Source organism: Agrobacterium sp. MCAB5 (assembly GCF_052114365.1).
GTDB classification, from domain to species: Bacteria; Pseudomonadota; Alphaproteobacteria; order Rhizobiales; family Rhizobiaceae; genus Agrobacterium; species Agrobacterium tumefaciens.
The window spans coordinates 18,650-39,890 of the sequence record NZ_JBFREP010000020.1 but is presented as its reverse complement, the minus strand read 5'-3'; the positions used below and the strand labels follow the sequence as shown (position 1 = coordinate 39,890).

Genomic DNA, 21,241 nt, shown 5'->3' with positions numbered 1-21,241 from the left:
CCTGAAGGCCGCAGGTTCAAATCCTGCCCCCGCAACCAATATCTTCAAGACTATCAACAACAAAGCCCTCCCATCCCGGAGGGCACCTTGCGTTTAGGGCCTTGGATACCGCAAATGAATTGCTGGCGGTATAGCCACGTGGGGCTCTGGTAGCGTGCAGCTAGGCCTTTGTAAAACACGAGCCGGAACAAGCACTTCAAGCGCTCAGAGCGGCATTCACTTTGTGATCAGGGTTTCCGCATCACCGACGTGGCGTTGTTTCGGCAGATTTGGGCAAGGTCGCAGGCAGGCGTTTTCTCTCGATCGATTTCACTGGAATTTTCTATGTCGCCCTATCTTGGGCCGGGCGGTAGCAGACACGCAGGCACTCTCAAGTCTTCAAGGACATGCTCGCTCGAGGGTGCGAAGGAGCAGGCTCACCCCGTGCGCTCCGCAAGAAAGGTCACCTCTGCCGGTTGCCGCAATCCGCTTGCGACAACGGACACTTTCAGTCGACCCGCAAGCGCATCGTCGAACGTCGCGCCGATCACGACATCGGCGTTAGCGTCGACCTCTTCGCGCACGCGCGTGGCTGCTTCGTCCACATCGAACAGCGTCATGTCCGGTCCACCGGAAATCGAGACGAGGAGCCCTTTGGCACCTTTGACCGATGTGTCGTCAAAAAGCGGATTAGCAATCGCTGCTTCGGCGGCAGCTCTTGCACGTCCTTCGCCTGCCGCTTCTCCCGTGCCCATCACAGCTCGGCCCATACCGCGCATCACTGACCTTAGGTCGGCGAAATCGAGATTGATAAGCCCTTCCCTGACAATCAGATCGRCGACGGAGCTGACGCCTGCATAAAGAACCCGATCCGCCATTTCGAAAGCCTCAGCAAACGTCGTTGTGGCATCTGCCACCCGGAAGAGGTTCTGATTTGGGATCACGATCACGGCATCCGCGCTTTCGGCTAAACACTCTACCCCGTGTCGGGCCATTCGCATTCGATGTATGCCCTCAAATGCGAATGGCATGGTTACCACGCCGACCGTCAGTATTCCGGCCTTCCGCGCAGCTCGAGCTATAACAGGCGCGGCGCCCGTTCCAGTGCCGCCCCCCATGCCCGCGGTCACGAAACACATATGCATCCCGGTCAGATGGTCCATGATTTCGTCGATCGTTTCTTCGGCCGCCGCTTGTCCGACCTCGGCGAGTGATCCGGCCCCAAGCCCGCCAGTCGCGATCAGGCCGAGTTGMACAACTCGTGGGGCTTTRGACATGGAGAGAGCTTGTGCATCGGTGTTTGCTGCAATGAATTCTACCCCTTGCAGCTTCTGCGCCATCATGTTGTTGACCGCATTACCACCACCGCCGCCGACGCCTATAACGGCAATCCTCGGTTTGAGGTGCAGTATGTCCGGTGTCGTGCCCAAGGTTTGGTTCATTGACGTTCAAGTCCCAAGCGAAAACAGTTTCAGCGTGTGGTGTCGCGACGGTGATCCTCAGCCAGCGCCGTTTGCCTTCGGCCACCGCCGGAACACTGCGCTCGCATTGACACCGCCAAAACCGAAACCATTGGATATTGCGAATTCAGCGTCTAATTGGCGCGCGTGGTTCGCCACAAAATCGATGCCTTCGGCTTCCGGATCCGGCGCGTTGAGGTTGAGAGTTGGCGGCGCAATCTGGTGCTGGAGTGCCAGCATGGTGAATATTGCTTCCAATCCTCCAGCCGCGCCAAGTAGGTGTCCTGTTGCTGACTTCGTCCCGCTGACAGCGACAGTCTTCTCGGAACCAAAGATACTTTTGATGGCCCTGATTTCGCCGAGGTCTCCGACCGGGGTCGAGGTGGCGTGGGCATTCAGATGACCTATTTCGCGGGCGGAAATGCCTGCCTGCGCAATGGCGATCTCCATGGCTCTTTTGGCACCGTTCCCGTCTTCTGGTCCTGACGTGATGTGATGAGCGTCGGCTGTCGTGCCGTAGCCGACGAGTTCGGCAATTGGTGTAGCGCCGCGAGCAAGCGCATGGCTCAGGGATTCAATGACAAGCATGCCCGCTCCTTCGCCCATGACAAAGCCATCGCGTGATGTGTCGAAGGGGCGCGATGCCTTGTCTGGTGTTTCGTTGAAAGCAGTCGACAGAGATCTGGCGGCTGCAAAACCTCCGAGGCTGACGATGTTCATGCAGGCTTCTGTTCCGCCGCATATCGCAATTTCGGCTTCATTTGACCGAATAAGCCTCGCAGCATCGCCAATTGCCTGAACGCCGGCGGCGCACGCGGTTACCGGTGCACCGAGAGGGCCTTTGAAGCCATGACGGATTGAGACATGCCCGGCTGCGAGATTGACCAGAAACGACGGTATGGTGAAGGGCGAAAGGCGACGGACACCGCGTTGATCGACGGTGCGGACCGCTTCGGTTATCGCAGGAAAGCCGCCGATACCGGACGCGATAATCGTCGCGGTCCTCAGCCGTTCCTCATTCGAGGTCGGCTTCCAGTTTGCTTGTGCAAGCGCTTCTTCCGCGGCTGCCAGTGCAAATATGATAAAACGGTCGACCTTGCGTTGGTCCTTCGGAGCCACAATGGTGTCGGGATCGAAGCCGCCCTCGGGATCTTCCATCAATGAGGGGACAACGCCCCCGATTTTCGATGGAAGGTCCGCCACCACGTCGTCACCCAGCCGTCGAATGCCACTTCGACCCGCGAGCAGGCGCGACCAGGAGATACCGACATTCGCTCCAAGGGGACTGACAGCTCCCATTCCTGTGACAACGATACGACGCATGTTTTACACCTGTTCTTCGTTTAAATTGGCATGCCTTCGGCATCCCGACCGACGGTGCGGTCAGGGCCTGTTCTCCGGATATGCAGTTTCTTCAGTGCCTAAATCGCATCCGCCCGAACCCGACGCGGCGACTGCGTTTGATTTTTGTTTTCCCTAGCTACCGAGCGCGATCCTCAGACCGCATGATCAGCGCCTGCGATGCGCCTGATTTCCTCCGCCGCTGCGTCGAGGATTCCTTGAGACGTATTCTCGTCTTCCATGATCCGCGACAGGGTAACGGCGCCGACCATGAGAGACAGGATCGCCATCGCTTTGCCGCTGGGATTGGAGCTTCTGGTGTCATCAAGCAGTTCATTGAGCACCTCGAAGTGAGCGCGTATCCCATCCTCGAATGGACGCCTGACTTCTTCACTCTGCCGAGTAGCGTCCGACCCCAGTGCCACCAGGGGGCAACCTTCTGCCTTTTCTCCACGGTGGTCCTTKGACAGATAGAACGCCATCACTGCTTCGAGAGGATCGGAACTGTCCGCAGCCGCTTCAGACCATCTGCGTGTAGCGCTTTCCATCGCGCGCCTCGAAGCCTGGGCTGCAAGATCGTCCTTCGATGCAAACTGCTTGTAGAACCCGCCTTGAGTGAGTCCTGCACCCTTCATCAAATCTTTCAGGCCAATGCCATCGAATCCGTGCTCGCGAAACAGACGGCTGGCAACGTTGATCACCGTCTCCCGATTTTCCTCGGCTTGTGCCCGGCTCACTCTCATATCGACCTCCGGTTAGATTTCGTTTGACATTTATAKCGCAYATAGATTTAKATCGCAATCTAAATCATTTGCACCGCTGGTCAAGAAGAGAACTTACAATGAAACGCAAACATGTCCTGACTGTCGTGGGTCTTGTCGCAGCGGCTGGGGCCGCCGCCTTTTTCCTCGTTTCTGAAACCCCAAAACGGGAAGCCGAGGCCGCAGACCCAAGGACGGCTTCACCACTGGTAAGGATTGCGGAGGCGAAAAGGACCGGCAGGGCCGACCGGTCATTCACCGGGACGGTCGCATCGCGCGTTCAAAGCAATCTCGGATTTCGCGTTCCCGGTAAAATCGTGGAGCGGCTGGTCGATGTCGGTCAGCAGGTCAAACAGGGCCAACCGCTGATGCGCATTGATGAGACCGATCTTCAGCTTGCACTGACAGCAAAGCGGAATTCGGTCATATCAGCGCGTGCTATTCTGCTTCAGGCGCAAGCCGATGAGAAGCGCTATGCGGCACTGGTCAAGAATGGCCTGGCGGCCACGCCCCAGCGTTATGAACAGGCAAAGGCGGCTCTCGATACAGCGACGGCACAGCTTGCGGCGGCCGAGGCGGAAGCGGAGGTTGCCGAGAATGCGGCAACCTACACCACTCTTGTTGCTGACTCGGATGGAACGGTCGTCGAAACTCTCGGTGATCCGGGACAAGTGGTCGCCGCCGGCCAGACGGTTGTTCAACTCGCAAAGGCCGGCCCTCGCGAGGCGGTCGTCTGGCTGCCTGAGACACTGCGACCTAAGGTGGGATCGGAAGCACAGGCCAGTGTTTATGGAAGCGACGGGCTTAGTGGAAACGCCAGACTGCGACAAATCTCCGATTCGGCTGATCCTCAAACGAGAACCTATGAAGCGCGTTACATTCTTGAGGGTGATGCGGCCTCAGCACCGCTTGGCGCCACTGTAACAATCAGAACACCGGATGCCGAACGCCAGTCAGAGGTCGCCGTGCCCGTCGGCGCCATTCTGGACGACGGTAATCGCACAGGTGTGTGGATCGTCGACGGCGCAACGTCAAAGGTGAAGTTCACCCCGATTARAGTTCAGCAGATTGGCGAGGAGACGGCATTTGTCACGGGGATCGGCACCGGGGAGCAGGTCGTTGCCCTCGGCGCGCATCTTCTCGACGATGGYGCGACCGTCAGGATTGCCTCGAGCCAAGAGGTGAAAAACTAATGCGCTTCAACCTGTCAGCCATCGCGGTTCGCGAACGCGCYATCACCCTGTTCTTTATCGTGCTGCTGGCCGCAGCCGGCGTCTACGCTTTCGTCAAGCTGGGGCGCGCCGAGGATCCGTCCTTCACCATCAAGACATTGACGGTCACGTCAGTCTGGCCGGGCGCAACCGCGCGAGAAATGCAGGACCTCGTCGCCGAGCCGCTTGAGAAACGTATTCAGGAACTGACCTGGTACGACCGCGTTGAGACCACAACGAGGCCAGGTTACGCTTTCCTGACCGTCACCCTCAAGGATAACACGCCGGCAAGTGCGGTTGCAGAAGAGTTCTATCAGGCGCGCAAGAAGCTTGGCGACGAAGCCCGCAATCTCCCCCCGGGCGTGATGGGCCCATTCGTCAACGACGAATATTCTGACGTGAGTTTCGGCCTCTATGCCCTGAAGGCAAAGGGAATGCCGATGCGCGATCTCGTTCGGCAAGCGGAAGTCATTCGCCAGGACCTCCTGCACGTGCCTGGCGTCAAGAAAATCAACATCGTCGGCGAGCGCCCCGAGCAGATTTTCGTCGAGTTCTCCTATGCGAAGCTCGCGACACTCGGCATATCCGCGCAGGATATCGCTTCTGCGTTGCAGCGACAGAACACGGTCACGCCTGCGGGTTCAATCGACACACGAGGCCCACAGGTCTTTATCCGCTTCGACGGAGCTTACAACAGTGTGCAGGCGATTGCAGACACGCCGATCGTTGCTGCTGGACGAACCCTGAAGCTCTCCGATCTTGCAGAGGTGCGACGCGGTTATCAGGATCCCGCCACGTATATCATCCGCCACGAGGGTGAACCGACAATCATGCTGGGTGCGGTGATGCAGGCGGGATGGAACGGTCTTGATCTCGGCAAGGCGCTTGTGGCTCGCTCTGCCGCCATTGCGCAAACGTTGCCGCTGGGGATGACGCTTACCAAAGTCAGCGACCAGGCCGTCAACATCGATGAAGCCGTCGGCGAGTTCATGCTCAAGTTTGCGATGGCGCTTGGCGTGGTTCTGTTTGTCAGTCTGGTGGCACTTGGCTGGCGCGTTGGCATTGTTGTCGCACTTGCTGTGCCACTCACCCTTGCGGTGGTCTTTCTCATCATGCTGGAGACCGGGCGCTTCTTCGACCGCATCACGCTTGGCGCTTTGATCCTCGCGCTTGGCCTTCTAGTTGACGATGCCATCATTGCCATCGAAGTGATGGTGGTGAAGATGGAGGAGGGCATGGACCGCATCAAGGCGGCCGCCTATGCCTGGAGCCATACGGCAGCGCCGATGCTGTCCGGCACGCTGGTCACGATCATCGGACTGATGCCCGTGGGTTTTGCCAAGTCGACCGCAGGCGAATATGCCGGCAACATCTTCTGGGTGGTGGGCTTCGCGCTCATCGTATCCTGGATCGTCGCCGTCACCTTCACGCCCTATCTCGGCGTCAAGATGTTGCCCAACATCAAGCCGGTCGAGGGCGGTCATCACGCCATCTATGACACGCCGAATTACCGCCGTCTGCGCTCCGTCATCGAGTTCGCTGTCCGCCATAAGTTCATGGTCTGCGCCGTGGTCGGCATTTCCATGGCCGTTTCGGTCGTTGGAATSGGCGGCGTGAAACAACAGTTTTTCCCGACATCGGATCGGCCTGAGGTGCTGGTCGAGGTGCGCATGCCCGAGGGTACGAGCATCGAGGCGACGACATCTGCGGTGAAGAAAGTCGAGGACTGGCTGCAAACTCAGCCTGAGACCAATATCGTCACGTCCTACGTAGGGCAGGGCGCACCCCGGTTCTTCTTTGCCATGGCACCGGAACTACCTGACCCTGCCTTCGCCAAGGTCGTCGTGCTCACACCCGATGCCCACGCACGTGAAGAACTGAAGCATCGCCTTCGTGCAGCTATTTCGGAGGGTCTTGTTCCTGAAGCGTCCGTCCGCGTCACCCAGCTTGTGTTTGGTCCTTACACGCCGTTCCCGGTCGAGTTCCGGATCATGGGTCCCGATCAGGATGAACTCTACAGGATTTCTGAGCAGGCTCTGGCGATCATGAAGACTATCCCCGATGTTCGCCAAGCCAACCGTGACTGGGGCAACCGAACACCCGTTCTGCGATTTGTGCCCGACCAGGAGCGGCTCAATCTGATTGGTCTTTCTCCATCGGAGGCAGCCCAGCAATTGCAGATGCTGCTCTCCGGCATCCCCGTTACGCAGGTGCGCGACAATATCCGCAACGTGCCCGTCGTCGCTCGCAGTGCTGGCGAAAACCGCCTCGATCCGTCACGTCTTGCCGATTTCTCTCTGATGAGCAGGGATGGCCGTCAGGTTCCGCTGGATCAACTCGGGCACTCCGAAATCCGGTTTGAAGAACCTATCCTGAAGCGTCGTGACCGCACGCCTGTCATCACGATCAGGTCTGATATCAACGAGGCGACGCAGCCTCCGGAGGTTTCCCAACAGGTTATGAAAGCTCTGCAGCCACTCATCGCGTCGCTTCCCGTTGGATATCGTATCGAGATGGGCGGCAACATCGAGGAGTCTCTCAAGGCCAATACGGCACTCGCTCAGGTTTTCCCGGTGATGATTGCTGCCATGCTGATCGTCATCATTCTGCAGGTTCGCAKTCTCTCGACAATGACAATGGTGATGCTGACAGCGCCGCTTGGTCTTGCCGGGGTGGTTCCGACCCTGCTCCTGTTCAATCAGCCTTTCGGCTTCAACGCCATTCTCGGCTTGATCGGACTGGCGGGTATCCTGATGCGCAACACGCTTATCCTGACAGAGCAAATCAAGGAGAACCAGGCGGCGGGGCTTGATGACTATCATGCCGTTATCGAAGCGACAGTGCAGCGGACACGACCCGTGATCCTGACGGCTCTCGCGGCGATCCTGGCGTTCATACCTCTGACCCACTCAGTATTTTGGGGGTCGATGGCCTATACCCTGATCGGTGGAACGGCAGCAGGCACGGTAATGATCCTGCTCTTCCTTCCGGCCCTCTATGCTGTCTGGTTCCGGATCAAGCCACCCAAGGCAGGTGCCGAAAATGAGACGGTCGAGCACGTAGGGCAGCCACTGGCGCTCGCGGCAGAGTAGGGGCGTCCATGCGTGCCGGCTCAAACCTGAAGCGTGGTGTGATGGCGGCGTTCAAGGGCAGCAGGAGCCGAACAATGCGTGGCCTCACACCATCTGGCCGAGCACGGTCGAAAGGTTGGGGTTTTCCATCTCATCCACATCCGGACCGATCTTCCGGCCGGACTCATCACGCGGATACCAGACCCCGGCAGCCTATGCCGGGATCATCACTGCGCCCGGCTCCAATGCCGCGGGAGATCAAAGCTTCGCTTTGCTACCGATTGCCCACACCGCGCCTACTGGAATGTTGAAAAACGCAGAACCTCCAATCGCACTTGGATGAAGCTTCCGTGGGAGGTTATGCCGGTACGCGTCGTCGTTCTTTGCGGACTAAGTGACGCTGTTATCGATCCATGCGTGCGTCTGTTCCAGAATCTCGTCCGATAGTTCCGGATCGTCGATTGCCCGGGCGAGTATGACCGCCCCAACCATGGCCGCCCAGCTTCCTATCGCTGTGCGCCGGCGATCTGCCGGGTCCAGTTGCGGGAGTGCCTTTTCGATCCGGCTGATCTGCGCACGAAGGCCTTCTGTCATGGCGGAGCGCGCCGGCGGCGTTTGGTGGCGAATTGCTGCAGCGAGACCGGCGGTTGGGCAGCCACCGGCAGCGTTGTCGCGATGGCGAGGCGCAAGATAGGATTTGACGAAATCGCTGAAGTTGCCTCCTCCGACGCTATCTGAAGCAAGGGCATGGGCAAGGGTCTCCGCGACCAGATCGTCTTTTGAACTGAAATGTCCATAAAAGCCGCCGTGAGTAAGACCGGCTGCCTTCATCACCTCCGCAACGCTGACGGCATCGAACCCCTTGTCGCGAAACAGCCGGCTGGCGACATCCAGAATCCGGCGACGGTTTTCCGCCATCTGTTCTCGGCTGACCTTCATTTTCACAATTCTCCCAACATGGTCGTTGACATTTACATGATGGCTATCATATTTAAATCCAATCATGATGATCGTCATGAATATAGGTTCCATCACAGAAAAGAGCAATCCTATGAGCACAAATCCTGCAGTCCTCATCACCGGCGCTTCCACCGGTATTGGTGCAACCTATGCCGATCGGTTTGCGCGGCGCGGCCACGATCTCGTGCTGGTCGCCCGTGACGTGGCGCGAATGGAGGCCGTTGCAAGCCGTCTGCGACAGGAAACCGGCGTGGCCATAGACATCGTCCAGGCGGATCTCACGCAACTCGCCGATSTTGCGAAAGTAGAGACGAGACTGCGCGACGATGACAGCATCGGCATCCTCGTCAACAATGCCGGRACGGCCATCGGTGGAACGTTCATCGATCAGAGCACCGACGACATGGCCCGGCTTGTTGCACTCAATTCGACTGCACTCGTTCGCCTTGCCAGCGCAATTGCCCCTCGACTCGTCAAGAAAGGTGAGGGYGCAATCGTCAACATCGGCTCCGTGGTTGGTCTGGCGCCGGAGTTCGGCATGACGGTCTACGGCGCAACCAAGGCCTTTGTCCTCTTCCTGTCTCAGGGGCTTAGCCTCGAGCTTGGACCGAAGGGCGTCTACGTTCAGGCTGTTCTTCCCGCCACGACACGAACCGAAATCTGGGACCATGTCGGCGCCGACGTCAACGCACTGAACAACGTCATGGAGGTGGGCGATCTTGTGGATGCGGCTCTGGTCGGCTTCGACCGTCGCGAGCCGGTGACCATCCCGCCGCTTCCCGATGCCGGTCAGTGGGAAGCCTTTGAAGCTGCGCGCAAGACCATGCTGGCCAACTTCGGCAATGCGCTGCCAGCCGAACGGTACCGCACCGTCGCTTGAGCAGACCGCGCAACCCATACCGCTGCGGCGGCAACACATAGGCAAATCATGACTAAAAAGACGCTTTTCGAACCCTATACGCTCGGCTCCTTGACGCTTTCCAACCGGATCGTCATGGCGCCCCTGACGCGCAATCGCGCCGGTTCGGGCTTTGTCGCAGGTGACCTGACGGCTGAATATTACGGCCAGCGTGCTTCGGCCGGGCTCATCATTTCCGAAGCCACGCAAATATCACAGCAGGGGCAGGGATACCAGGATACGCCCGGTATCTATACCCAGGCGCAGATCGAAGGCTGGCGCAAGGTCACCAGTGCGGTGCACGAGAAGGGTGGCCATATATTCCTCCAGCTCTGGCACGTCGGTCGCATCAGCCATGTTGATCTCCAGCCGAACGGCGCAGCGCCGGTCGCCCCTTCAGCCATCCGCGCCGAGACAAAGACGTTCGTCAACAATGCCTTCGTGGATGTTTCGCAACCCCGTGCCCTTGAACTGGAAGAGCTTCCTGGGATCGTCAACGATTTCCGTCAGGCAGCAGCCAACGCCATCAAGGCTGGTTTCGATGGTGTCGAGATCCACGGGGCCAACGGCTATCTGCTTGATCAGTTCGCCAAGGACGGTGCCAATGTTCGCACAGACGCCTATGGCGGCTCTGTCGAAAACCGTGCGCGCCTCATGCTGGAAGTCACGGCCGCGGTTGTCCAGGAAATCGGCGCTGCACGCACCGGCATCCGCATCTCGCCGGTCTCGCCCGCCAATGGCATTTCGAGTACTGATCCGCAGGCGCAGTTCGATTACATCGTCGATCAGCTCGAAGCCCTTGGCATCGTGTACATTCATGTCGTCGAGGGTGCCACAGGTGGGCCGCGCGATATCGCGCCATTCGACTTCGGATCATTGCGCCGTCGCTTCAGCAAGACCTATATCGCCAACAACGGCTATGACTTCGAGCTGGCGAGTTCGCATCTTGCCGAGGGTCGGGCGGATCTGATCGCCTTCGGCCGGCCGTTCATTGCCAATCCTGATTTGGTTGAACGATTGAAAAGCGATGCGCCGTTGGCAGAGATAAACCCGGCTACGCTCTATGGTGGCGGTGCCGCGGGTTATATCGATTACCCCTCTTTGGCGGCAACTGCCGGGCGTTGACTGCTTTTGGGGCCGCTCGCTGATGCGGCCCCATCAAATCAGTTTGCTGTGCCTGATCCTTTGCGGATTGGTGCCGGGTCCCGACACTGAAGGGTTACCCTTTCCCTCACCACATGAAAGTCACGCTTGACTTTAATGATGATATATATCATTAAAAATCATCAATGATGATGATAATCATCATTAAATTAGTGTTGTAAAACCATATGCCTTGGCGGCAATCCATGGTGATACCGAAAAGAGAGAAAGACGCTATGGCGACGTTTGCTACTAAAAGACAGAAGACCGCCTTTGTGACCGGGGCTTCCAGTGGGATTGGCAAGGCGGCCGCCACGGCTCTGGCCCGGGCAGGCTACCGGGTGATTGGCACGAGTCGTAAGGCCGCACCTGGCGAGATACGTGATGGCATTCGGATGATTGCTTGTGACGTGACTTCCGATTTGTCTGTCGCGGATGCCGTGGCGCTGGCGCATCAGGAACTTGGCCGTATCGACCTTCTGGTCAACAATGCCGGTTACGCCCTGTCCGGGGCGGCCGAAGAAAGCTCGGTGGATCAGGTTCGTTCGCTGTTCGAAACCAATTTTCTGGGTGTCGTTCGGGTGACCAATGCCGTGTTGCCGATGATGCGCCAACAGGGCTATGGCAGGATATTGAACATCGGCTCTGTCCTGGGCTTAATACCCGGTCCTTTTGGAGCCTATTACTCGGCCAGCAAGCACGCCATTGAGGGCTATTCGGAATCGCTGGACCATGAGGTTCGCCAGTTCGGCATCCGTGTCGCCGTGATCGAGCCTTGGGCAACGAAAACCTCGATCGAGGCCAATTCTCCGCAAGGCGACCGTCCGGTTGCAGCCTATGGCCAGACACTGGCCAGATACCGCACGGCGTTTGACTTGGCCATGGCGACCGGCGACACGGCGGATGATGTTGCGGCCACCATCCTGATGGCGGCGCAGGACAAGGCGCCGCGGTTGCGCTACCCCTCCGGCAAGGCGGCCCGGCAGACCTCGTTTGCCCGGCGTTTCCTGCCGCGCGCGCTGTTTGATCGAACCTTGCGCAAGCAATTCAACATCGCGTGAGCGAGAATGACGGCCACGGCAGGGCCTTCCAACAACATGCTCAGTTCGCGCTGAAAGCCTTGGCTTTTTTAGCCATCTGAGCCGATAATATTTTTACACTGGAGAACGTCCGTGAAAGCCTTCGTCGTCGACAAATACAAAAAGAAGGGCGCCTTGCGTCTGGCAGACATGCCCGAACCCCGGATGGGCGCGAATGATGTTCTGGTTCGCATTCAGGCCACGGCGATCAACCTTCTGGATTCCAAGGTGAGGGACGGCGAGTTCAAGCTGTTCCTGCCCTATCGCCCGCCCTTTATTCTGGGTCACGATCTAGCCGGAACGGTTGTAAGCGTGGGCGCGAATGTGCGGCAATTCAAGGCTGGGGACGAGGTTTACGCCCGTCCGAGGGATCACCGGGCCGGTACCTTTGCAGAGTTCATCGCAATTGACGCCGCCGATGTAGCGCTGAAGCCCGCAAGCCTTTCGATGGAGCAGGCCGCATCGATACCGCTGGTTGGACTGACCGCCTGGCAGGCGCTGGTGGAGGTCGGCAAGGTCAAGCCCGGCCAGAAAGTGTTCATTCAGGCTGGTTCCGGTGGGGTTGGGACCTTTGCCATCCAGCTTGCCAAGCATCTCGGCGCCACGGTGGCCACCACGACCAGTGCCGCGAATATTGACCTGGTCAAAAGCCTCGGCGCCGATGTGGTGATCGACTACAGGACGCAGGATTTCGAACAGGTGCTATCCGGTTATGATCTGGTGCTGAACAGTCAGGATGCCAAGACGCTGGCCAAGTCGCTGAATGTTCTGAAACCGGGTGGTCGGTTGATATCGATCTCGGGGCCGCCGGATGTTCCCTTTGCCAGATCTCTGGGGCTGAACATGTTCCTGCGCTTGGTGGTACGGATGCTGAGCCGGGGCGTGCTGAAGAAGGCGAAAAGCCGGGGCGTCTTGTATTCCTTCCTGTTTATGCGCGCGGAAGGGCAACAACTTGCCCAGATCGCCAAGCTGATCGACGCCGGCGTGATCCGTCCGGTCGTGGACAAGGTATTTCCCTTTGCTCAGACGGCGGAGGCCTTGGCCCATGTCGAGACCGGGCGCGCCAGGGGCAAGGTCGTTGTGAAGGTCGCAGACTGAGTTCGTATTTTGCAGGAGATGGGGTCGCATGGCTGCGGCCCTATTGCTCCCGCCCGCCATTTTCGACAGAGGCCCGGCAATCGGCGCGGCAAATATCGAGAATTTCATCCGCCAGGGCCGATGCGTCCGGGCAGGCCCGCGATAGCACGATGGCCCCGACAGCTTGCGCCATAATGCTGATGGCTTGCGTGCGGGCATTTGAGCCAGCGGGCTGGTTCGCCGCAAGATTGCTCTCCAGCGCATCAACAAGGCGCTCGATGCCTTCGCCGAAAACAGCTCTGGTTTCGTTTGGCAGCCGCGCTGCTTCCCCGCTCAGTGCGGCGGCCGTGCAGCCTTGGCCACGCGCATCACGATGCGTGCGCGAGATGTAGGCGTCGATCATCTCGCCCAAATCATACCCGGCATAGCGTGCCAACGTTTCGGAAAGCCCTTTGGCGGAGGCTTCTGCTATGAGCGCCTCCTTCGAGACGAAGTGGTTGTAAAATCCACCATGGGTCAGGCCCGCACCCTCCATCAGGTCAGCCACGCCAACGCCATCGAACCCTCGTTCGCGAAACATCCCGGATGCAATCGCAACAATCCGGTCATGATTTTCCTGCTTCTTTTCCTTGGTGATCCGCATGTCCGAACCCTTTCGACGGCGCCGTCTCCATGATGTTGGATATCATCATGGATTGAGAGTATTGCTGACGCTTATCATTAATAATGCGCTCAACACAAGGAACACGTCGTATCGGCTACCTAATTTTCCGTCCTTCGCCGCCGATATCTTGTCGCTGGCTGCAACGAAGCTTCTGTTTCTGGGAAGCTGGCCCGGATTGTTTGGTAAAATCAAACTCGGCTACGTGGATCGGCGTATCCTCACTGGAACGCCCTTATATGCTGGGGTCCCGGATTTCCTGTCGTAGTCTGCGAGCGCAATGACCTGGTTCATTTCGGGGTAATAACCTGCTACCGAGCCGGGCGGAATATTGTAGGCAACGGCGGTAAATCCGGTAGCGGTTTTGGCGCCACTCCCGCAAATTGCTTCGACATCGATGAGGTCTCCGTCTCTTAGTCCCCGCGTCTCAAGGTCCCGCTGGTTCATGAAGATGACGTCGCGGCGGCCGTAGACACCACGGTAGCGGTCGTCGAGGCTGTATATGGTGGTGTTGTACTGGTCATGACTGCGCAAGGTGGTCAGCACAAGGGCTTCGGGGTCGTGCAAGCGTGTGTCCTCATCAAGGCCCGGTGCGACGAGAAATTCGGCCTTGCCGGACGGCGTATTCCACACACGATCAGAAGCCGCGACCGTGAGCCGGAAGCCTCCGGGCGTTTTCACGCGCGTATTGAAATCATGAAAATCGGGAAATACGATTTCGATCTTGTCGCGGATCTGCTCATAGTCGCCGGCCATCCCGTCCCAGTCGATGTCGTGTCGATTACCAAGCGTCGCCTTGGCCATGCCGGCAACGATCCAGGGTTCCGAGCGTAACTCATCGCTTGGTGGTTTGAGGAAACCGCGCGACGCGTGCACCATCGACATGGAATCCTCTACCGTGACGGATTGGCGCCCTGTCGCCTGAATATCCAGATCCGTTCGGCCCAGAACCGGCAGGAGGATCGATGTCTTTGCCAGCAGCAGATGCGAGCGATTGAGCTTTGTCGCAAGATGAACGGCCAGATCGAGTTTCCGCATGCCCGCGAACGTCGCTTCAGGATCGGACATGGCGACAGCAAGATTGCCACCAAGRCACACCAACGCTTTCGACCTGCCCTCAATGATGGCCTCGATCGCCTCCACGGCATTATGGCCCTTTTCACCAGACGGGCGGAAACCGAAGGCTTTTTCCATGCCAGCAAGAAGAGCCTCATTGGGAATTTCAGTGATGCCGACGGTCCGGTCGCCCTGAACGTTGGAATGGCCGCGCAGGGGACAGATACCGGCGCCTGGCCGGCCTATATTGCCGCGCAGCATCAGGAAATTGGCGAGTTGCTGCACATTGGCCGTGCCGTGGGCATGCTGTGTGATGCCCATGCCATAACAGAGAATGACGTTTTTCGCCTTGAGGTAGACATCCACGGCGCTATCGAGCGCTTCCAGTGACAGGCCGGATTTCTCGATAATCTCCGGCCATTGCGTCTGGTCGATATCGGCTTGCAGGGCTTCGAGGCCAATCGTATGCGCTGCGATGAAATCGCGGTCGATGACGCCGGGCCCGCCAGCTTCGATATCGGCCGCGTCCCGCTCGAAGATGCGCTTCATCATACCCTTGAGTGCGGCAAGATCGCCGCCGGTACGAACCTGATGATAGGCAGATGCGATCGGCGTGGATGACATCGTCGCCATTTCGATCGGATCCTGCGGGGCTGCAAACCGCTCCAGCGCCCGCTCCTTGAGTGGATTGAAGACGACGATCGGCACACCCCTGCGGGAGGCCTCATGTAATGTCGTCATCATGCGCGGATGGTTGGTGCCGGGATTGTGCCCGAACGAAAAGATCGCGTCGGCATGATCGAAATCCTCCAGCGTTACAGTGCCCTTGCCGACACCGATCGACAGGGGCAGACCGACGCTGGTGGCTTCGTGGCACATATTGGAACAGTCGGGGAAATTGTTGGTGCCATAGGCGCGAACGAAGAGCTGAAAGAGAAACGCCGCTTCGTTGGAGGCACGACCGGACGTGTAGAACTCGGCCATATGAGGGCTGGGAAGGGCGTTCAACTCCGAGGCAATACGCGCGAATGCGGCATCCCATTCGATCGGCACGTAGCGGTCACTGGCATGATCATAGATCAGCGGATGCGTCAGGCGCCCCTGATCTTCAAGMTTGTGGTCGGTCCATTGCCAGAGATCCGTCACCGAATGAGCGGCAAAGAAATCGGGGCCAACCCGCTTGGCCGTCGATTCCCAGGTGATCGCCTTTGCTCCGTTCTCGCAGAACTCAAATGAACTTGTGTGCTTCGGATCGGGCCAGGCGCAGCCAGGACAATCGAAGCCTTCGGGCTGGTTTGCCTTTAACAATGTCGCCGCGCCCTCGGCGATGATCTGCTGGTGAGCAAGGGTTTTGGCAACGGCTTTTAGTGCGCCCCAGCCACCTGCTGGCGCTGTATAATGCTCTATCCCATCCGGCCGCTTCTCGCTCATCACAGTCTCCCTTCAGCGTGTTTCAATAAATCTAGCATCGAACGCATCAGTACGAACCTAGACCGATGTATAGGTCCAGGTAGACGTCTATCGAATGTGCGGCCAACGAGATTGAGCATATTTTGCCCAGATCAAGATTGGCGGTGGAACAGTATCATGGAAAAGACAGGACACATGCAAGCCGGGGCGGCAAGCGCCACCCACAATGATGCGATCGGACAAGTGGCGCTTCTGGCCATGGCCGTCGCGGGCGGTATTGCCGTCGCAAACATCTACTACAATCAGCCGATGCTCGGGCTTATCGAGGCGGACTTCAGTCGGCAGCCAGTTACCGGCATGGTGCCCACCGCAACGCAACTCGGTTACGCACTGGGGTTGTTCCTTTTACTGCCGCTCGGCGACCTCGTTAATCGCCGCCGGATGATCATCGGGCAATTCGTGGTGCTTGCCGCCGCGCTCGCGCTGGCTGCACTGGCGCCGACGGCCTGGATGCTGGTTGCAGCATCGGTCATGGTTGGAGCATGCTCGACAGTCGCCCAGCAGATCGTGCCCTTTGCGGCATCGCTGGCCGCGCCGGAAAAGCGCGGCGCCACAATCGGCACCGTCATGGCAGGCGTATTGTCGGGCATATTGTTCAGCCGCACCCTGTCGGGCTTTGTGGGCGAACACGCYGGCTGGCGGGAAATGTTCTGGATCGGCGTACCGCTCGCCCTGCTCGCCGCGGGCCTCATGTTTGCGGTCCTGCCGTATCATCGGCCAACCTCGACTTTGCGATATCATCAGGCGCTCCGGTCGCTCGGCCAGCTATGGAAACGCCACCCGGCCTTGAGGGCAGCGACTATCATCCAGGCGTTTCTGTTCGCGTCGTTCACGGCCTTCTGGACCATCCTCGCTCTCTATCTGGCGGGGCTAGAATTTCAGCTCGGTGCGGATGTCGCGGGTCTGTTTGGGATCGTCGGTGCGGTCGGCATATTTGCAGCGCCTCTGGCAGGAGTTGTTGCCGACAGACGGGGACCGCATTTCGTGGTCTGGATGGGCGCCGGATTGACGATCGCCGCCTGGCTTATCTTCGGCCTCTGGGCATCGATCGCTTCCTTGGTTGTAGGCGTCATCGTGCTTGATTTCGGCATACAGAGCGCGCTGATTTCTAACCAGCACATCATCTATGCCCTGGATGCCGATGCGCGTAGCCGTCTCAACACGGTTTTCATGACTGGCATGTTTCTGGGGGGTGCCACAGGTTCGGCGATGGCGACACTGGCCTGGGGGCAGGGCGGCTGGCTCGTCGTCAGCCTTCTCGGCGCGGCGTTTGGCCTCGCAGCCTTCGCGGTGAAAATATTTCATCATCGCCGGCATTCGCCGACGGTTGTCGGAAACTGAGGGCGGAACGATGGAAAAGCTACGTATAGGAATCGTCGGCGGTTCGCTTGCCGGCCTCTTCGCTGGCATCATGTTACAACAGGCTGGCCACGATGTTCGCATCTACGAGCGATCGAAGAGCGGTCTTGCAGGTCGGGGAGCTGGCCTCGTCGGTCAGAGGGACCTGCTGCACATTCTCCGGCTGATTGGCTGCGAGCATGTCGCCCGTATCGGCGTGGTGGCTAAGGAACGCATCTATCTCGATCAKGACGGCCGTATCGCCCAGACCGTTAAGGCGCCCCAGACCCAGATTTCCTGGGATTACCTGTTCGAAACTGTCGCTTCTCGCATCGCTTCAGGAAGCTATGTGTTGGGTCGGGATGTCGTCAAAGTACTGGATGGCGAGAGTGGCGCGGAGTTGATTTTTGGTGACGGCACGCGCGTGAATGCCGATCTGGTTATCGGTGCCGATGGCCTTGGTTCSGTGGTGCGCGCAGCGGTCAATCCCGGAGACACKCAAAACCGCTATTCCGGCTATGTCGCATGGCGTGGATTGRTMCCGGAAACGAGGCTTCCRACGGCAGCAAATCTGCTTCTCGACCGGTTTGCCTTTCATGTCAGGCCGGGCGTACATGCGCTCGGTTATCTTGTCCCGGGCTCGAAGGGCGAAATGGACATCGGCAATCGCCGATATAACTGGGTCTGGTATCGCAAAGTGCCAGCAAGCGAACTTGCCCACACGTTCACCGATCTGGATGGGCGAACGCATGCATTTTCGCTGCCGCGTGGTGGCTTGTCGAGCGACCGTCTGGAGGCGTTGCGCGTCGATGCGCTGCAGATGCTTCCGCCGCAATTCGCGCAGGCGGTCGAGGCGGAGCCAAGCCCCTCTATCCAGGGCATTTTCGACTACGAGTCGCCCCGCATGACGGGCCGTTCGGTCGTCCTCATCGGCGACGCCGCCTTTGTCGCGCGTCCGCACACCGCGATGGGCGTGTCGAAAGCAGCGGGCGATGTCATGGCGTTGAGCRACWGCCTGGAGTCCGAGGTTGACCTTCCCAGTGCCTTGCAGCGGTTCGAGGATGATCGCATCGCGGTTGGCCGGGAAATCGTTGCTTATGGCCGGCAACTCGGTGCGTCGGCTATCTGAGTATCGACCGGCTGTCTGTCACGGTACTCAAGAACGATATTTTTAACCCGCTGGCTTCTGCCAGCGGGTTTTTGATTTTGAGAAAGGTCGGATGCTTCAGTTTGGGGGCTTTATCAGGCTTAGTGCGGCGTGGATTTGCGAGACGACGGCGGCACCTTCCCCAACTGCTGCCGCGACCCGCTTGGTCGATCCGGCACGGACATCCCCGATGGCAAAGACATTCGGCAGGCTGGTTTCGAGAGGCAATGGCTTGCGGGAAAAACGACAATGCTCATCGAAGGATTGCCCAGTGACGATGAAGCCCTTGTCATCGGTTTGCACCCGGCTGCTGATCCAGCCAGCGTTCGGATCCGCGCCGATAAAAAGGAAGAGATGATGAAGCGGCAAGGTGTTCACGCTTCCATCCAGGCGGTTGCGCAGTCTTGCGGAGGAGATGCCAGTGGCGTTATCGCCATTGATCGCGTCCACTTCGCAATGCATGTGCAGTTGGACATTCGGCAGGGCCTTGATACGGTCGATCAGATATTGCGACATCGTATCTTCGAGTGCGCGCCGCACGACCAGATGAAGTGTCTTGACCTGAGGCGCCAGAAAAACGATGGCCTGGCCTGCCGAATTGCCGCCGCCAACCAGGACGATCTCTTCGCCGGCGCAAAGTTTTGCCTCGATCGGCGAGGCCCAATAGGAAACGCCGTTGCCCTCGAAACCGTCRATGTTGGTGATGTCCGGYCGCCTGTAGCGAGCGCCGGATGCGATGACGACACTGCGGGCCGTCACCGATTTTCCACCGTCGAGTTCGAGCGCCAGCACACCGGCGTCATCTTTCGGAGGGATCAGATTTTTGACAGCGACGGGAAGAACCATTTCCGCCCCGAACTTGAGGGCCTGATTGTAGGCACGTCCCGCCAGCGCCTGTCCGGATATGCCCGTCGGGAAGCCGAGATAGTTTTCGATCCGGGACGAAGCGCCGGCCTGCCCCCCAATCGAGTGTTCGTCGATGACAAGGACGTCGAGCCCTTCCGAAGCGGCATAGACGGCGGTGGCAAGGCCCGCCGGTCCAGCGCCGACAACAGCGACGTCATAGAGCTTTCCGGGCTTGAGGTCCGGCGTCATGCCGAGACATGCTGCGGCCTCCGCATCGGTYGGTTTCTTGAGCACGGTGCCGTTGGGGCAGACCATTAGCGGAAGGTCGGAGGCGAGAATACCCAGACGTTCGATCAGCGCCTTACCTTCACCCTCCATGGCAGCATCAAGCACGATGTGGGGAAAGGCATTGCGGGCTAGRAATCCTTGCAGGCGCGAGAGCGCGGCATTGCCAGCGGTTCCAATCAGAACAGAACCTGCGCCTGCATCGATCAGACCGACGCGGCGCAGGATGAAGGCGCGCATGATGACTTCGCCGACATCGGCCGATCCGATCACCAAGGCCCGCAAATGGGCGGCATCAAAGGGAATGGCCGTGCAGCCCTCGGACCCGGCGCGGGCCCCGGCAAGTGTCGGTCGACCCGACAGCTGGTTGACTTCGCCAGACAACTGGCCTGCTCCATGCGTCGTGATCGGCGCCTCGCCGGAAAGACCTTCGTGGCGAAACACGTCCATCGATCCCTTCAGCACCAGCCAGGCGGGCGCTGCGTGGTCTCCTACCTTGTAGACGAAGTCACCACGGGCGAAATCTTTTGGCTCGCCGCTGGCAAAACGCTTGGCCGTCTCGACCTGATGGGGGTTGAGCACCGGAAACATCTGGTCCAGGCGCGCGCTGAGATCTGCCATCTGTTACCTCCAGCTGGAAATGTCGTCCGCAGGTCACCGCCGATTTTTCGGCGAAGTTCAGTAATATCGCGGTATCGGCCCGCGTTGCGGTGTCTGATCAGGCAGGTCCACCATGGTTTCGTCCACATAACACCAGCCCCAGCCTTCCGGCGGGTCATAGCCCTCGATGATGGGGTGGCGGGTGGTGTGGAAATGCGCGGTCGCGTGGCGGCCGGGGGACTGATCGCAGCAGCCGACATGACCACATTCGCGGCAGAGCCTCAAATGAAGCCATATCTGGCCAGTTTCGAGACATTCCTCGCAGCCAAGCGTCATGGGCTTGACCGATCGGATCGTCGGCAGGTGCGAGCATTGATCAGACATGGTTCCACTCCTGAACGTGTTGGAAATTTCAGTGCTTCAGTGCTTCTTCAAGACACAGTAYAAGCTGGTTGAAATCGACTGGYTTCCCAAGGAATGCGAATGCACCGCCATCCATTGCCGCTGCTCTCGTTCGCTCGTCGCAATAGGATGTCATGAAGATCATCGGCGGCTTTTGATCACCACGCGAGTTTAACACRTCCTGCATCTGGATGCCGCTCAAGCCTGGCATTTTWACGTCGACCAGCATGCAGTCGATCGCGACGCGATCACCGCGGGCCAGAAAGTCTTCCGCAGACGAAAACAGCCGGCTCTCGTAACCGCAGGACAAAACGAGATCGTCAAGGGCTTCGCGGATCGACCGATCGTCGTCAACGATGGCTATGACAGGTGTTCTGGACAATTTGATTGGGCCTTGCCTCTTAAAATCAACTGGCTTCTATATGCGCCATCGAGACACAACATTGCACCATACAA

The 21,241-nt window shown here is 58.7% G+C and carries 17 protein-coding genes and 1 pseudogene; 9 read left to right on the top strand and 9 right to left on the bottom strand.

Annotated features, from left to right (window positions below):
* Positions 1 to 416 precede the first annotated feature (416 nt).
* The 3 genes from ftsZ to AB4Z23_RS26485 form a co-directional block, all read right to left on the bottom strand.
* Entirely contained in the window at positions 417 to 1,421 is a 1,005-nt protein-coding gene (ftsZ, locus tag AB4Z23_RS26495; protein ID WP_441361063.1) for a cell division protein FtsZ, read from the bottom strand.
* A gap of 57 nt (positions 1,422 to 1,478) precedes the next feature.
* The gene (fabF, locus tag AB4Z23_RS26490; RefSeq protein WP_080849833.1) at positions 1,479 to 2,762 is read right to left on the bottom strand and encodes a beta-ketoacyl-ACP synthase II; all 1,284 of its coding nucleotides are present in this window, start codon (positions 2,760 to 2,762) and stop codon (positions 1,479 to 1,481) included.
* Between the two features lie 173 nt (positions 2,763 to 2,935).
* Positions 2,936 to 3,523 carry a TetR/AcrR family transcriptional regulator gene (locus AB4Z23_RS26485; RefSeq protein ID WP_080849832.1) on the bottom strand — a complete coding sequence of 196 codons (588 nt, stop codon included), beginning with the start codon at positions 3,521 to 3,523 and terminating at the stop codon, positions 2,936 to 2,938.
* A gap of 98 nt (positions 3,524 to 3,621) precedes the next feature.
* On the opposite strand from AB4Z23_RS26485, the gene AB4Z23_RS26480 reads away from it, so the two are divergent.
* From AB4Z23_RS26480 to AB4Z23_RS26470, 3 genes and pseudogenes are all read left to right on the top strand, one after another.
* Complete coding sequence (locus tag AB4Z23_RS26480; protein ID WP_441361062.1) at positions 3,622 to 4,734, top strand: efflux RND transporter periplasmic adaptor subunit; 1,113 nt, start codon at positions 3,622 to 3,624, stop codon at positions 4,732 to 4,734.
* Entirely contained in the window at positions 4,734 to 7,844 is a 3,111-nt protein-coding gene (locus AB4Z23_RS26475) for an efflux RND transporter permease subunit (protein WP_441361061.1), read from the top strand. The genes AB4Z23_RS26480 and AB4Z23_RS26475 overlap by 1 nt, the downstream gene beginning before the upstream one ends.
* 151 nt (positions 7,845 to 7,995) lie before the next feature.
* Positions 7,996 to 8,166, top strand: a pseudogene (locus AB4Z23_RS26470) (IS3 family transposase); the annotation flags it as partial.
* 47 nt (positions 8,167 to 8,213) lie between these two features.
* Here AB4Z23_RS26470 and AB4Z23_RS26465 read toward each other — a convergent pair.
* A complete protein-coding gene (locus AB4Z23_RS26465) occupies positions 8,214 to 8,762 on the bottom strand; it encodes a TetR/AcrR family transcriptional regulator (protein WP_080849829.1) in 549 nt (182 codons plus the stop codon).
* Between the two features lie 112 nt (positions 8,763 to 8,874).
* Here AB4Z23_RS26465 and AB4Z23_RS26460 point away from each other — a divergent pair, with 112 nt between their 5' ends.
* From AB4Z23_RS26460 to AB4Z23_RS26445, 4 genes are all read left to right on the top strand, one after another.
* Positions 8,875 to 9,663 (top strand): SDR family NAD(P)-dependent oxidoreductase, encoded by a 789-nt coding sequence (locus AB4Z23_RS26460; protein WP_441361060.1) that lies wholly within the window; start codon positions 8,875 to 8,877, stop codon positions 9,661 to 9,663.
* Between the two features lie 48 nt (positions 9,664 to 9,711).
* Entirely contained in the window at positions 9,712 to 10,806 is a 1,095-nt protein-coding gene (locus AB4Z23_RS26455; RefSeq protein ID WP_013762151.1) for an alkene reductase, read from the top strand.
* A gap of 254 nt (positions 10,807 to 11,060) precedes the next feature.
* Complete coding sequence (locus AB4Z23_RS26450; protein WP_111788694.1) at positions 11,061 to 11,885, top strand: oxidoreductase; 825 nt, start codon at positions 11,061 to 11,063, stop codon at positions 11,883 to 11,885.
* 111 nt (positions 11,886 to 11,996) lie between these two features.
* On the top strand, positions 11,997 to 13,001 hold the full coding sequence (locus AB4Z23_RS26445) for an NADP-dependent oxidoreductase (protein WP_013762153.1): 1,005 nt from the start codon (positions 11,997 to 11,999) through the stop codon (positions 12,999 to 13,001).
* A 40-nt stretch (positions 13,002 to 13,041) separates the two neighbouring features.
* Here AB4Z23_RS26445 and AB4Z23_RS26440 read toward each other — a convergent pair whose 3' ends face one another.
* Positions 13,042 to 13,623 carry a TetR/AcrR family transcriptional regulator gene (locus AB4Z23_RS26440; RefSeq protein WP_025595177.1) on the bottom strand — a complete coding sequence of 194 codons (582 nt, stop codon included), beginning with the start codon at positions 13,621 to 13,623 and terminating at the stop codon, positions 13,042 to 13,044.
* Between the two features lie 219 nt (positions 13,624 to 13,842).
* Entirely contained in the window at positions 13,843 to 16,128 is a 2,286-nt protein-coding gene (locus tag AB4Z23_RS26435) for an FdhF/YdeP family oxidoreductase (RefSeq protein ID WP_441361059.1), read from the bottom strand.
* A gap of 156 nt (positions 16,129 to 16,284) precedes the next feature.
* Between AB4Z23_RS26435 and AB4Z23_RS26430 the strand changes: the two genes are divergently transcribed.
* The gene (locus AB4Z23_RS26430; protein WP_441361058.1) at positions 16,285 to 17,508 is read left to right on the top strand and encodes an MFS transporter; all 1,224 of its coding nucleotides are present in this window, start codon (positions 16,285 to 16,287) and stop codon (positions 17,506 to 17,508) included.
* 10 nt (positions 17,509 to 17,518) lie between these two features.
* Positions 17,519 to 18,634 carry an FAD binding domain-containing protein gene (locus AB4Z23_RS26425; protein WP_441361057.1) on the top strand — a complete coding sequence of 372 codons (1,116 nt, stop codon included), beginning with the start codon at positions 17,519 to 17,521 and terminating at the stop codon, positions 18,632 to 18,634.
* A gap of 96 nt (positions 18,635 to 18,730) precedes the next feature.
* Here AB4Z23_RS26425 and AB4Z23_RS26420 read toward each other — a convergent pair whose 3' ends face one another.
* From AB4Z23_RS26420 to AB4Z23_RS26410, 3 genes are read right to left on the bottom strand one after another with little or no spacing between them, the layout of a single operon-like run.
* Positions 18,731 to 20,404: an FAD-dependent oxidoreductase gene (locus tag AB4Z23_RS26420; protein WP_035200015.1), complete on the bottom strand. Its 1,674-nt coding sequence runs from the start codon at positions 20,402 to 20,404 to the stop codon at positions 18,731 to 18,733.
* A gap of 57 nt (positions 20,405 to 20,461) precedes the next feature.
* On the bottom strand, positions 20,462 to 20,767 hold the full coding sequence (locus AB4Z23_RS26415) for a UBP-type zinc finger domain-containing protein (protein ID WP_003519260.1): 306 nt from the start codon (positions 20,765 to 20,767) through the stop codon (positions 20,462 to 20,464).
* A gap of 28 nt (positions 20,768 to 20,795) precedes the next feature.
* A complete protein-coding gene (locus AB4Z23_RS26410) occupies positions 20,796 to 21,167 on the bottom strand; it encodes a response regulator transcription factor (protein WP_441361056.1) in 372 nt (123 codons plus the stop codon).
* Positions 21,168 to 21,241: the final 74 nt, after the last annotated feature.

What these genes read in the sequence shown, in the direction of transcription:
- AB4Z23_RS26455 (WP_013762151.1), top strand. Translation starts at nt 9,712, where the DNA reads ATGACTAAAAAGACGCTTTTCGAACCCTATACGCTCGGCTCCTTGACG.
- AB4Z23_RS26450 (WP_111788694.1), top strand. Translation starts at nt 11,061, where the DNA reads ATGGCGACGTTTGCTACTAAAAGACAGAAGACCGCCTTTGTGACCGGG.
- AB4Z23_RS26440 (WP_025595177.1), bottom strand. Translation starts at nt 13,623, where the DNA reads ATGCGGATCACCAAGGAAAAGAAGCAGGAAAATCATGACCGGATTGTT.
- AB4Z23_RS26415 (WP_003519260.1), bottom strand. Translation starts at nt 20,767, where the DNA reads ATGTCTGATCAATGCTCGCACCTGCCGACGATCCGATCGGTCAAGCCC.
- AB4Z23_RS26465 (WP_080849829.1), bottom strand. Translation starts at nt 8,762, where the DNA reads ATGAAGGTCAGCCGAGAACAGATGGCGGAAAACCGTCGCCGGATTCTG.
- fabF (WP_080849833.1), bottom strand. Translation starts at nt 2,762, where the DNA reads ATGCGTCGTATCGTTGTCACAGGAATGGGAGCTGTCAGTCCCCTTGGA.